We start from the raw sequence: 13,167 nt of genomic DNA, 5'->3' as shown, positions 1-13,167 counted from the left end.
GTTGATTTAAGTCAACGTTCGACGACGGACGGCAGTTGGGCGGCGTCCGTCTTGATCCAGGCGACCGCAAGCTCCCAGGCGACCGACAGGATGATGGGGCCGATGAAGAGACCGATGATTCCATGCCCCAGCGTTCCGCCGATCACGCCGATCAGGATGACGAGTGTCGGCGTGGTCAAGCCGCGTCCCATCACCAGGGGCTTCAAGACGTTGTCGAGGATGCTGACGATTCCGAGGAAGAAGGTCAGCAGCAATGCGGTGGTGACGTCCTTGTCGGTCCAGATCCAGACGATCACGGGAATCATGACGAGAGCTGCGCCGACCTGCACGATCGAGAGCAGCAGGACCAGAACCGCCAGCAGGCCGGCGATCGGGATGCCCGCGAGCTTGAAGCCGATACCGGCCAGCAGCGCCTGGACCACCGCGATACCGATCACGCCTTGGGATACCGCTCGAATGGTCGCTCCCGCCAAATCCAGGAAATGCTCGCTCTGCTCGGGCACGATCCGCGCGAGAAAGCCTCGGCCCGCGGCCACGAGCTGCTGGCCATAGGGAAGCATGACGCCAGCGACGACGACCGAGAGCAGGAACTTGACGGCTCCCACGCCAGCATCACCCACCAGACCGAGCAGCGTGCCGGCGAACGGCTTCAGATAAGGCGCGACTTGCTGCAGGGCCGAGCGAAGATTCGTTGAGGCCTGCTCCCACAGCTCGTAAAGCTGCGCTCCGATCAGCGGCCAGGTCTTGAGGGCCTGCGGCGGCAATGGAATTGTCAGTTCACCCGCGGCCAGCTCGGCGGCGAAGTCCTTGATGCCATCCGCCGCACCCATGCCGAGCCAGGCCGCAGGGCCGATGAAGATGGCGAGATTGATTGCGGTGAAGATGGCCGCCGCGAGCTTTGGGCGCCCGCCCAAAGCGTTGGCGAGCAGGACGAAGGCGGGATGGAGCGCGACCGCAAGCACGAGGGCCCAGACCAGTATGGTCACGAACGGGCGGACCAGGTAGAATGTCCAGAAGATCAACAGAGCGAGCAATCCAAGGCGCATCAACAGCTGGATTGTGTCTTCGCCGGTGAGGCGTTGAAGGAGTGTCCTCATGACCGCCCCTCTCCGCCATCTCGATGGAGACAGATGCTGATGCTCACCAGGAGACCCCGGAACAGAAGGACGACACCGCTCCAGTCAATGTAGGAATTCCCGAGGGGAAGAACCGCGGCGATGTGAAATCCGCCGCAAGCGAGCCACCCCGGCGTGAGACCGGTGTAGGCTACTGCAGCGACGCGTGGCGCCCGCAACCTCACGCGCGTCAATCCTGAGGAGCCGGCGCTCATGATGCCGCCCGCCCCTGTCCCCCGAGGCTGATCGGGTCGTTCTCCTCCTGGCGATGAGACAGGCCGAGGCCCTGTCGATCCTCGATGCGGGCCGCGGCGCGATCCTCCGGATCGAAGCCGGACCGTTCGATTCCGGAATCCAGATGACCGAGATAGGCGTGGACCGTTCGTGCGCGCTCGCTGTCGACGCATTCGGCAAGTTCGACGAGGGCCGATCGAAGGCGACGCATCACCTGGATGGACGTCGATCCGAACTGCCGGATCTCGTCGAATGCGAGTGCGAGGTAATCCTCCCATGTCGGCATTCGATAGATCACCCTCGGAATGCCGTCCTCGTCGAACGCCCGACAGGCTTCCAGATCGCATTTGGCCAGCCGGCGCAGAAGGTCTTCGATCTGGTCGATGGCCTGAACGGCCGTCGTCGGATCGTTGATGGCTGGAGACAGGGCCTTGATGGCGATATCGACCAGCAGGCGCATGGCATATTTCGGATCCTGCTCGAATGTCCGCTGGTCGCCAAGATGGATGGACGCGCGCAGCTGGCTCTCGAACCCGGCGCTGGCCGCACCGCGAACACGCAGGATTACGGTGCCTTCAAGCAGGGTATCGCCGACGGCGCACTCCAGCACGACGAGGCCGTCCATCCGGCGGCCAAGCCCGACCAGCTTCGCAACATCGATCGAGGTCACCGATTGCGGGTTTCCGACGTGCCGGATGGCTAGCGCCGGTACCTCGGAGTGCCGTGGGGCGGGACCTGCGCTTGCTGCGGTCGACGACTGCACTTCTTGATATGTGCTTGCGATGACCTCCCTTCCGGAATCGCCCAGCGACTGCAGCACGCGTGTGATCTGAAGGTTGTTCAGGCGCTGGACCAGCTGTGCAAGCATCAAGACGCTCGCCATCAGCATGGCACCGACAATCATTGCGGACAACAAAGGAACGCCTTGAGTGCCTTGGCGATCCACCCAGGCCAGCGTCGCAAGACTGTACATGAAAGTCGCGACGAACATGCCCAGCGAGTGAAACAGCAGCCGGTCGCGCGCGAACCAGACCACCAGCCGCGGCGAGTAGACGATGGCATTGAACTGAACGAGCACAAAGGCGATCGAGAAGACGATGCCGGTCAACGCCATCATGCCGGAAGCGACGGCCGAGAGGTACGCCTGGGCAGATGATGTCGAGAGATCAAGACCAGACGCCAGGAACCTGGCTTCCAGCCGCGGCACCAACAAGCCTGCGACGATGCTCGCAGCGGCATAGAGGGATGGTATCAGCCAGAGCTGCATTCCGCGTCGTCTCCATGGCTCAGCGCCAGGAGGGCTTGTCGCCCCTGTTGGCCACGATCAGCATCGGCGCGGATACCTCCGGTTCGTTGATCTCGATCAATGGTCGGGATGCAGTCGGCAGATCGATGGCCCCTGCGAGTTGACAGAATGGGAAATCACGCAGGCGGTGGCGCTCTGCGCCGCTGAACAAACAAGCTCTCGATTCTATTGGTGCCGCGGGATACCGATCGAATGACTGCGCCAATGATGACGTCGATCCCGGCCTGGCGAAGAGACCGGGCGCAGACGCCCGCCAATTCGGCTCATCGGAGCGAGCAACGAGACCGTTTCGCCCCGCTCGGTGCGCCGAGGCAACGCGTCGCCGGAATTCGCGCAGCACATCCTCGGCGAAGCCGTACGTGAGTTGATAGGATCCGGATTTGCGAAAGCGCATCCCGATGTGAGCGCCACATCGCGATGACCGCGTTCCAGCTTGAACGGGGGCGAGCTTCATTCCGCGGAAGCATGCGCGGCAGTGATGCGTCGCAGGGCCATGCCGCGGCTCCCCGCGAGTGATGTCAGGCGGGCGGGCGATCTGGCTGGGGCGGGAGGGATCGAACCTCCGAATGGCGGAATCAAAATCCGCTGCCTTACCGCTTGGCTACGCCCCACCAGGCGACTGACGGAATGGCGGAAGATCGGGCTACCGCGGATTCTCTCCAGTCGCAGCCGGTCTATAGGGAGCGGGGCGGCATTTCAACCGTCTGGAGGGGCAAAATACCGCAGGCCCGGGATCGGCCGCGCTTGATGCTCTATGGACCCGAACCGGCTCCGTTTCCGGCCGGCCCCTGCCCACCTTCCGACCATTGAGACTGCCTCCGTTTCGTGAGAATACGGCGTCGATATTTGTCCCCCGGGAGTGAGCCATGACCTACCGCGCGCCGATTTCTGACATGCTGCTGTCGCTCAACCATGGCGCGGGCCTCAAGGCCGCCGTGGAGGCCGGCCATTACGGCGATTTCGACGCCGATCTCGCGGCCGCCGTGCTGGAGGAAGCCGGCAAATTCGCTTCGGACGTGCTGGCGCCGCTCAACAAGGTCGGCGACGAGCACGGCATCAAGCTGAGCGACGGCGAGGTCAGGACCGCACCCGGCTGGCCGGATGCCTACAAGCGCTGGACCGAGGGAGGCTGGAACGCGGTGTCCGGCCCGGAAGATTTCGGCGGCCAGGGCCTGCCGCTCGCGATCAACGCCGCCTGCACCGAGATCTGGAGCGCCGCCAACGTCGCCTTCGGCCTCTGCCCGCTGCTGACCGCCTCGGCGATCGAGGCGCTGGACACGCATGGCAGCGACGAGCTGAAAAGAATCTATCTCGGAAAACTCGTCTCCGGCGAATGGACCGGCACGATGCAGCTGACCGAGCCGCAGGCCGGCTCCGACGTCGGCGCGTTGCGCACCCGGGCTGATCGGCAGGCCGACGGCACCTATCGCATCAAGGGGACCAAGATCTTCATCACCTATGGCGAGCACGACATGACCGACAACATCGTGCATTTCGTGCTGGCGCGTCTGCCGGACGCGCCCGCCGGCACCAAGGGCATCTCGCTCTTTCTCGTCCCCAAGTTCATGGTGAATGCCGACGGATCGCTGGGTCAGCGCAACGACATCTACGCCTCCGGCGTCGAACACAAGCTCGGCATGCACGCCTCCCCGACCTGCACCATGACCATGGGCGATCACGGCGGCGCCATCGGCTTCTTGATCGGCGAAGAGAACCAGGGCATGCGCTGCATGTTCACGATGATGAACCAGGCCCGCCTCGGCGTCGGCCTCGAGGGCGTCGGCGTTGCCGACCGCGCCTACCAGCAGGCCTTGTCGTATGCGCAGGAACGCAAGCAGGGCCGCGCCGTCGGCAAGAAGGGCGACGGCTCCGATGCGATCTTCGTGCATCCCGACGTCAAGCGCATGCTGATGCGGATGCGGGCGCAGACCGCGGCCGCGCGCACCATCTGCTATGCGACCGCCGTTGCGATCGACGTCTCGACGCGCGCCAAGGACCCGAAGGTGCGCGCCGATGCGGCAGCACGCGCGGCGCTGCTCACGCCAATGGCCAAGGCCTATTCCACCGACATCGGCAACGAGGTCGCCTATCTCGGCGTGCAGGTGCATGGCGGCATGGGCTTCATCGAGGAGACCGGCGCGGCTCAGCACTACCGCGATGCCCGCATCACCGCGATCTACGAGGGCACCAACGGCATCCAGGCGATCGATCTCGTCACGCGCAAGCTCGCAGCCCATGGCGGCGCGTCGGTGTGGGCGCTGCTCGACGAGCTCGCAGCGACCGTCAGCCAGGTCGAGGCCTCCAACGATCCCGGCTTCGGCACCACGGGTGCAAAGCTGCGCGAGGCGCTGAACGCCTTGGGGCGCACCAGCAAATGGCTGCTGGAGCGCGTTGCCTCCGCACCGAACGAGGCGCTCGCCGGTGCGACGCCCTATCTGCAGCAGTTCGGCGCCACGCTGGGCGGCTGCCTGCTCGCTTCCGAGGCGCTCGCCGCCAAGGCCGACGGCAATTCGGACGCTGCGCGCTACGTCACGCTGGCGCGCTTCTTTGCCGAGAACATCACGGTGCAGGCCGGCGCACTCGAGCGCACGGTCACGGAAAGCGCGGAATCGGTCGCGGCGGCGGATGCGGTGCTGCTGGGGTAAGTCGGATCGGCTCGCCACGACCTCGAATGTCTTGCGCGAGCCTTCCCGTTAGCCTGGCCTTAGCTTGCGGAGATTCGGGCTGCGCTCTTCCCCGGCCGCCACAGCACGATGCCCGTCGCGACGAGATCGAGCACGACGCACAGCGCGAACGCGGTGGTGTAATTGCCCGTCAAGCTCCGCACGACACCGACGATGCCCGGGCCAAAGGCGCTGACGACACCGCTGATCGAAGTGCCCAACCCCATCGCGGCGGCAAAGGCGGTAGAGCCGATCTCGCGCTGGATGATCAAGGGCGGGAACGTGATCATGTTGCCGATCGAGAAGCCGTAGACGGCGCAGCAGGCCAGCAGCACGGTCGGACTCGTGCTTTGGAGAAGCACGAACAACGCCGCCGCCTGGCTCGTCATCGACGCAGCGCAGGCGAGACGCGGGTCGAGCCGGTCGACGAACAGGCCAAGCGACAGGCGCCCGACCACCGCCATCGCCGCCATGATGGTGACCGCGAGCCCTGCCGCGGAGCGGCCGATCAGCGGTTCGAGAAACGTCACCTGGTGGATGATGAAGCCCATCTGCGCCAGCAGCGCCATCGCGATCGGCAGCACCATGGTCCAGAACGCCGCGTTGGCGAGCAGCGCCTTGCGGGAATGGCCCGGCGCGGCCGCGCCGCCAGCGGTCCGGCCTCCGTCCGATGCCGGTGACATCCGTGCCGGCCAGCCGATGAAGGTCACGACCACCGGCAACAGCAGCACCATCATCGCGAGCGTGACCGCCAACATGGCGGAACGGAAGCCGATGCTGCCGGTCAGCGACAGCAGCAGCGGGACGAGGATGATGCCGCCGCAGGTCGCGCCGTTGAAGGCAAGGCTGAGCGCGAGCCCGCGGCGCCGCTCGAACCAGGAATTGAGCACGGTCGCGATCACCACGGTCCCCATGCCGGTCCAGCCGACCGACATCAGCGCATAGGCGAGATAGAGCTGCCAAGGCGTCTGCATCAACGCCAGCAGCACGGTCGAAGCGCCGAGCGCCGTCAGGCCGCTCAGGATCAGCGAGCGCAGCCCGATGCGCTCGAGCAGATCGTCGGTGAAGATTACGAGGACGGAGCTCAGGAGAAACGAGAAAGTACTTGCCGCGGAGACCAGCGTGCCCGGCCAGCCGTGGGCGCGCTGAAGCTCGGCAAGATAGACGCCCTGGCCGTAGAGACCGAAGCCGAACATGAAGAAGGCCATCAGGAAGCAGGCCAGCACGACACGCCAGCCGCGATAGTGCAGCGAGGATTCGTCAATCCGGGTTGCGGCAATCATCAATCGGGCGGTCGGCCATGGAACGGCGCGAGATCATGCACCACAACCAAAGGTTATTCAAATGAAACATTGTAGCCAATTGTTGCGACACGCGACGGCAGCGGGTACCATGCATCAAAATTATCGGACGTCGGCGTCGAAAAGGTTGAGCGGCGCATTGGCACGCCTGCGAGATGATGCAGGCTGATGCTTCGCAAGACCCGCGAGCGTCGCGGCGCGCGATATCCGCTGCATGATCATCGCCGCCGGCTCCAGCGACTTTACCGCCGACATCAAGGATTTCATACGTCTCGACACGCGTGTTCACGACAAAGCATCGTGAAATCTTCGCGCGCTGCGTCTAGTCTTGTCCCATGCGATACGTCTTCCTGATCCTGACCGTCCTCGCCGCCGTCCCTGCCTCGGCCCAAACCGTCGTTCCAGTCGAGCTGCGCGTGCTCGCGATCAACGATTTCCACGGCAATCTGCGCCCGCCACCGGGCGGCATCCGCATCAATGACCCTGAGGACAAGACCAAGAAGGTGACGGTGGCGGCCGGCGGCGCCGAGTACATGGCGACGCTGGTGAAGCAGCTGCGCGAGGGGCACAAGAACACCATCTTCGTCGCCGCCGGCGATCTGATTGGCGCGAGCCCCTTCCTGTCGGCGATGTTCCACGACGAGCCTTCGATCGAGTCGCTCTCGATGATGGGCCTTGCGATCAGCTCGGTCGGCAATCACGAATTCGACGAGGGCAAAACCGAGCTCTTGCGAATGCAGAACGGCGGCTGCCATCCCGTCGACGGCTGCCAGGGACCGCATCCCTTCACGGGCGCCAAATTCCGCTATCTCGCGGCTTCCACCATCGAGACCACGACCGGCAAGAGCGTGCTGCCGCCCTACGAGATCAGGGAATTCGACGGCGTTCCCGTCGCCTTCATCGGGCTGACCTTGAGGGAGACCGCCGGCATCGTCTCGCCATCGGGCATTGCCGGGCTCGAATTCCGCGACGAGGCCGAGACGGTGAACGCGCTCGTGCCGCAGCTGAAGGCGCGTGGCGTCGAAGCGATCGTGGTGTTGATCCATCAGGGCGGCGAGCCCGCCGGCGACTACAATGAATGTCCGGGCATTGCGGGGCCGATCGTCGACATCGTCCACAAATTCGATCGTGCCGTCGACGTCGTGGTCAGCGGCCACACCCACCGCGCCTATGTCTGCGATATCGACGGGCGCCTCGTCACCAGCGGCGACAAATACGGCACGCTGGTCACCGCAATCGACCTCAAGCTCGATCCCGCAACCCGCGACATCGTCAGCGCCAAAGCCGAGAATGTGATCGTCGCCAACGCTTCGCTGGCCAAGGATCCCGAGCAGACCGCATTGATCGACGCCTACGACAAGCTGTCTGCGCCGATCGCCAACCGGCCGGCCGGCTCGGTGACGCAGACGCTGTCGCGCGTGCCGAACGAGGCCGGCGAAAGCCCGCTCGGCAATATCATTGCCGACGCGCAATTGCTCGCAACCCGCGACGCGAAGGATGGCAGCGCTGTCATCGCGCTGACCAATCCCGGCGGCATCCGCACCGACATCGTTCCAAGGGAAAATGGCGCGATAACGTTCGGCGATGTCTTCGCCAGCCAGCCGTTCCGCAACCGGCTCGTCACCATGACGCTGACGGGCAGCCAGCTCAAGGACATGCTCGAGCAGCAATGGCTCGATCCGAAGCGACCGCGGATTCTCCAGGTCTCGAACGGCTTCAGCTATACTTGGGATGCATCGAAGCCATTCGGCGAGCGCGTCATCCCCGCCAAGATGACGCTCAACGGCAGGCTGATCGAACCTGGAAACGGCTACCGCGTCACGCTCAACGACTACCTCGCCGTCGGCGGAGACGGCTTTAGCGTCGCAAAACAAGGCACGGCGCCGCAATATGGCGGCTACGACGCGGACGCGCTGTTCGCCTTCTTCCGGGCACACGGGCCGGTCGGTCCGCTGCCGCCGACCCGCATCCTGCGCGTGAATTGATCCGGATCAAACCGCCGGCGCTTTGCCATTCCCGGCCAAGCGCTTAGATTGGGTTTTGCATTGCGTTTTGGCGCTGGATGCGCCAACGACGTCAAAAGTCCGCATCCCATGAGGCCGACCTGATGAGCACGCTTCTCCTTTCCCACAAGGCCTGCCTCGACCATGTCACGCCGCCGGGACACCCTGAGAGGCCGGATCGTCTGCGCGCGGTGGAAGAAGCGCTGTCGCAAGAGCGTTTCCAGTTCCTGGTGCGAGAGGAGGCGCCGGAGGGCGACCTCGATCTCGTCACGCTGTGCCACAACGAGCATTACGTCACCGAGCTGCGCCACATCGCCCCGTCCAGCGGGCAGATCTATATCGACGGCGATACCTCGATGTCGCCGGGCACATGGGAGGCCGTGATGCGCGGCGTCGGCGGCGCAGTCGCGGCGACCGAGGCGGTGATGGCGGGCGAGCACCGCAACGCCTTCGTCGCGATCCGCCCACCCGGTCATCACGCCGAGATCGGCAAGCCGATGGGCTTCTGCTTCTTCGACAACGTCGCCATCGCGGCGCGCCACGCACAGCGCAAATACGGCATCAAGCGCGCGGCCATCGTCGATTTCGACGTGCATCACGGCAACGGCACGCAGGACATTTTCTGGTCGGACCCGACCGTGATGTACTGCTCGACGCACCAGATGCCGCTGTTTCCAGGCACCGGCGCTAAGAGCGAGCGCGGCGATCACGACACCATCGTCAACGCGCCTCTCGCTTCCGAAGACGGCGGGCCGGAATTCCGATCCGCGTTCGAGAACCTGATCCTGCCGCAGCTCGAAAAATTCAGCCCCGAGCTGGTGGTCATCTCCGCCGGCTTCGACGCGCATTACCGCGACCCGCTGGCCTCGCTGAACCTGCGCGCCGAGGACTATGCCTGGGTGACGCGCAAGCTGATGGACCTCGCCGACAAGACCGCAGGCGGCCGCGTTGTTTCGGTGCTCGAGGGCGGCTATGACCTGCAAGGACTGAAAGAATCTGTTACGGCGCATGTCGGCGCCTTGATGGGCGCCTGACGACGCCCGCCACATTAAGCCCGCAAAACCCGCCTTCACTGTAAGGCAAGCGAATCGGGCAATCGGAAACGGATATGGCCGAAAATACTCAAGTCGACGTCTCCCGGCTCACCTTCGAGCGCGCGATCGAGGAACTCGAAACGATCGTGAAGCGGCTCGAAGACGGCAAGGTCCCGCTCGAAGAATCCGTGACGATCTATGAACGCGGCGAGGCCCTGAAGCGGCGCTGCGAGGAGTTGCTGCGTCAGGCCGAGGCGCGCGTCGACAAGATCACCACCGATGCCAGCGGCCAGGCCACCGGCACCGCGCCGCTCGACGTCCAGTAAGTCAGCCGGGAACTTTCCCCGCTCGGTCGCCTGACGACCGGCGGCCCGCAAAAACGTCTTCGCGGGGCGTGGTTCCTGTGTCGCTTTCACGATCGCGCGGGGCTGTTCCACCGAACACCGCGGTTTCGGGCGGGCGGGCCAATGCCAAACCCTTTCGGGATTCGGCCGCCGAGGGCAAAAAAGCTCTCCGTCAGGTGAAAAAAGCCTGCCGCGGAACCCAGCAAGGCCGGAACCCCTCATCCCGGGCCAGGGTTAACCAATCCGGCCCGCAAGTTGCACCTGCATACCACTCATCGGTGCGGCGGGTTGGCTTTGGCCCAAGCTTTGGTGTAAAGCTGCGCGGAGTGTGGCTTTTTGCAAGCCTTGCTTAGGCACCGATTGCCGAAGACAAGCGCTTCAAACTGCTAATGAAATTGGCTTGGGACTGGCGAAGCCGATCTGAGTGACAGGGATCACAGAGACTGAACCGGAGCGCACTTAAGCTTACCTAAGCTTGAAGACGGGGCCTTGCCCCATGCAGGTGGCTCCGACGGTTTGAGGACTCGCGCTGCGCCGATATTGTGCAAACCCATCGCGCACCGGAATGACCTTCCGGCGCTGACAAATTGGAAATCGCCGTGAACGCATACAGTAAGACGCCGCTTCTCGACACCATCCGGACGCCGGAAGACCTGCGCAAGCTCAAGGTCGAGCAGGTTCGCCAGGTCGCCGACGAGCTGCGGCAGGAGACCATCGATGCCGTCTCGGTGACCGGCGGTCATTTCGGCGCGGGCCTCGGCGTGGTCGAGCTCACCACCGCGATCCATTACGTGTTCGACACGCCGCGCGACCGGCTGATCTGGGACGTCGGCCATCAGGCCTATCCGCACAAGATCCTCACCGGCCGGCGCGACCGCATCCGCACCCTGCGCACCGGCGGCGGCCTGTCCGGCTTCACCAAGCGCAGCGAAAGCGACTACGATCCGTTCGGCGCGGCGCATTCCTCGACCTCGATCTCCGCCGGCCTCGGCATGGCCGTGGCGCGCGACCTCTCCGGCGGCACCAACAACGTTATCGCCGTGATCGGTGACGGCGCGATGTCGGCCGGCATGGCCTATGAGGCCATGAACAATGCGGGTGCGATGAACTCGCGCCTGATCGTCATCCTCAACGACAACGACATGTCGATCGCCCCGCCGGTCGGCGCCATGAGCGCCTATCTGTCGCGGCTCTATTCCGGCAAGACCTATCGCACGCTGCGCGATGCGGCCAAGCAGATCAACAAGCGGCTGCCCAAGATCCTCGCCAACCGCGCCAATCGCGTCGAGGAATATTCCCGCGGCTTCATGATGGACGGCGGCACGCTGTTCGAGGAGCTCGGCTTCTACTATGTCGGCCCGATCGACGGCCACAACCTCGACCATCTTCTGCCGGTGCTCAAGAACGTCCGCGACATGGAAGAAGGCCCGATCCTGGTCCACGTCGTGACGCAGAAGGGCAAGGGCTACGGCCCGGCGGAAGCGTCCGCCGACAAGTACCACGCCGTCGTGAAGTTCGACGTCGCGACCGGCACCCAGGCCAAGGCCAAGCCGAATGCGCCGGCCTACCAGAACGTGTTCGGCCAGAGCCTCGTCAAGGAAGCGCAGAAGGACGACAAGATCGTCGCCATCACCGCGGCGATGCCGTCGGGCACCGGCGTCGACATCTTCAACAAGGCCTTCCCCGACCGCACCTTCGACGTCGGCATTGCCGAGCAGCACGCGGTGACCTTTGCCGCCGGTCTTGCGACCGAAGGCTACAAGCCGTTCTGCGCGATCTACTCGACCTTCCTGCAGCGCGGCTACGACCAGATCGTGCATGACGTCGCGATCCAGAGCCTGCCCGTCCGCTTCGCGATCGACCGCGCCGGCCTCGTCGGCGCCGACGGCGCGACCCATGCCGGCTCGTTCGACAACGCCTATCTCGGCTGCCTGCCCAACATGGTGATCATGGCGGCGGCGGATGAGGCCGAGCTCGTGCACATGGTGGCGACCCAGGTCGCGATCGACGACCGTCCGAGCTCGCTGCGCTATCCGCGCGGCGAAGGCCGCGGCGTCGAGATGCCTGACGTCGGCGTTCCGCTCGAGATCGGCAAGGGCCGTGTGATCCGTCAGGGCAGCAAGATCGCCCTGCTCTCCTTCGGCACGCGCCTCGCCGAATGCGAGAAGGCCGCCGACGAGCTTGCCGCCCACGGCCTCTCGACCACGATCGCCGATGCTCGCTTCATGAAGCCGCTGGATACCGAGCTGGTGCTCAAGCTCGCCCGCGACCATGAGATCCTGATCACGATCGAGGAAGGCTCGGTCGGCGGCTTCGGCTCGCATGTCGCGCAATTCCTGACCGACCAGGGCGTGCTCGACAGCGGCATGGTCAAGTTCCGCTCGATGGTGCTGCCCGACGTGTTCCAGGATCACGACACGCCCGCCGCGATGTACGCCCGCGCCGGCCTCGACGCCAAGGGCATCGTCGCCAAGGTGTTCGAGGCGCTCGGCAAGGACGTCAAGGCCGAGACGGTGAAGTTGGCCTGATAGTCATACGGGCGCTGATCCCCACCTCTCCCAAAGGGAGAGGTGTTGCACCGCGCTCGGCGTTCGGCAGGTTCGTCTCATGAAGATCTACCTGGCAGGTCCCGACGTTTTCCTGCCGGACGCGGTCGAGATCGGCCGGCGCAAGGTCGATATCTGCGCGGCTCACGGATTGACCGGCCTCTATCCGCTCGACAACGCCATCGACCTCGCCGCGCCCGACGCCTCGCGACAGATCTTTTGCGGCAACGAGGCAATGATGGACGAGGCGGTTGCCATCATTGCCAACCTCACCCCGTTCCGCGGCGCCGGCGCCGATCCCGGTACCGTCTACGAGCTCGGCTACATGGCCGGCCGCAGCAAATTCTGTCTCGCCTATTCCAATGACGGCGCAGCCTATGCCGACCGTGTCGGCCGTTTCATGGACGTCACCACGGAGGACGGCCGGCTGGTCGATGCACAGGGGCTGATAGTCGAGGACTTTGGCCTCGTCGACAATCTCATGATGATCCATGCGCTGGAGCTGCGCGGCTGCCCGCTGGTAACTCCGGCCACGATGCCGATCGACGTCTGGCACGACCTCGCCGCGTTCGAGGCTTGCGTCCGGATGGCGGCCGCGCGATTGATCGCTACATAAGCTCT

General features: G+C 64.7%; 9 protein-coding genes and 1 tRNA gene. 6 read left to right on the top strand and 4 right to left on the bottom strand.

Annotated elements, in window-relative coordinates; all coding sequences use genetic code 11:
• Nucleotides 1–11: 11 nt before the first annotated feature.
• From FJV43_RS26650 to FJV43_RS26640, 3 genes are all read right to left on the bottom strand, one after another.
• On the bottom strand, nt 12–1,097 hold the full coding sequence (locus FJV43_RS26650) for an AI-2E family transporter (RefSeq protein ID WP_239622006.1): 1,086 nt from the start codon (nt 1,095–1,097) through the stop codon (nt 12–14).
• 229 nt (nt 1,098–1,326) lie between these two features.
• Complete coding sequence (locus tag FJV43_RS26645; protein WP_239622005.1) at nt 1,327–2,616, bottom strand: DUF2254 domain-containing protein; 1,290 nt, start codon at nt 2,614–2,616, stop codon at nt 1,327–1,329.
• A gap of 575 nt (nt 2,617–3,191) precedes the next feature.
• Nucleotides 3,192–3,266: transfer RNA gene (locus FJV43_RS26640), tRNA-Gln, on the bottom strand.
• Nucleotides 3,267–3,521: 255 nt separating this feature from the next.
• Here FJV43_RS26640 and FJV43_RS26635 point away from each other — a divergent pair.
• On the top strand, nt 3,522–5,300 hold the full coding sequence (locus FJV43_RS26635) for an acyl-CoA dehydrogenase (RefSeq protein ID WP_239622004.1): 1,779 nt from the start codon (nt 3,522–3,524) through the stop codon (nt 5,298–5,300).
• 59 nt (nt 5,301–5,359) lie between these two features.
• On the opposite strand, the gene FJV43_RS26630 is transcribed toward FJV43_RS26635, so the two are convergent.
• Nucleotides 5,360–6,601: an MFS transporter gene (locus FJV43_RS26630; protein ID WP_239622003.1), complete on the bottom strand. Its 1,242-nt coding sequence runs from the start codon at nt 6,599–6,601 to the stop codon at nt 5,360–5,362.
• Between the two features lie 353 nt (nt 6,602–6,954).
• Between FJV43_RS26630 and FJV43_RS26625 the strand changes: the two genes are divergently transcribed.
• The 5 genes from FJV43_RS26625 to FJV43_RS26605 all read left to right on the top strand — a co-directional run bounded on the left by FJV43_RS26625 (nt 6,955) and on the right by FJV43_RS26605 (nt 13,162).
• Nucleotides 6,955–8,604: a bifunctional metallophosphatase/5'-nucleotidase gene (locus FJV43_RS26625; RefSeq protein ID WP_239622002.1), complete on the top strand. Its 1,650-nt coding sequence runs from the start codon at nt 6,955–6,957 to the stop codon at nt 8,602–8,604.
• 122 nt (nt 8,605–8,726) lie between these two features.
• Nucleotides 8,727–9,656 (top strand): histone deacetylase family protein, encoded by a 930-nt coding sequence (locus FJV43_RS26620; protein ID WP_239622001.1) that lies wholly within the window; start codon nt 8,727–8,729, stop codon nt 9,654–9,656.
• A 74-nt stretch (nt 9,657–9,730) separates the two neighbouring features.
• On the top strand, nt 9,731–9,982 hold the full coding sequence (locus FJV43_RS26615) for an exodeoxyribonuclease VII small subunit (protein ID WP_008132970.1): 252 nt from the start codon (nt 9,731–9,733) through the stop codon (nt 9,980–9,982).
• Nucleotides 9,983–10,599: 617 nt separating this feature from the next.
• Entirely contained in the window at nt 10,600–12,528 is a 1,929-nt protein-coding gene (dxs, locus tag FJV43_RS26610) for a 1-deoxy-D-xylulose-5-phosphate synthase (protein WP_239622000.1), read from the top strand.
• A 79-nt stretch (nt 12,529–12,607) separates the two neighbouring features.
• Nucleotides 12,608–13,162: a nucleoside 2-deoxyribosyltransferase gene (locus tag FJV43_RS26605; RefSeq protein ID WP_239621999.1), complete on the top strand. Its 555-nt coding sequence runs from the start codon at nt 12,608–12,610 to the stop codon at nt 13,160–13,162.
• Nucleotides 13,163–13,167: the final 5 nt, after the last annotated feature.

The sequence above is a fragment of the Bradyrhizobium sp. I71 genome, assembly GCF_022354745.1.
Lineage (GTDB): Bacteria > Pseudomonadota > Alphaproteobacteria > Rhizobiales > Xanthobacteraceae > Bradyrhizobium > Bradyrhizobium liaoningense.
The sequence above is the reverse complement of the archived record's forward strand: the minus strand, read 5'-3'. Positions and strand labels throughout refer to the sequence as shown.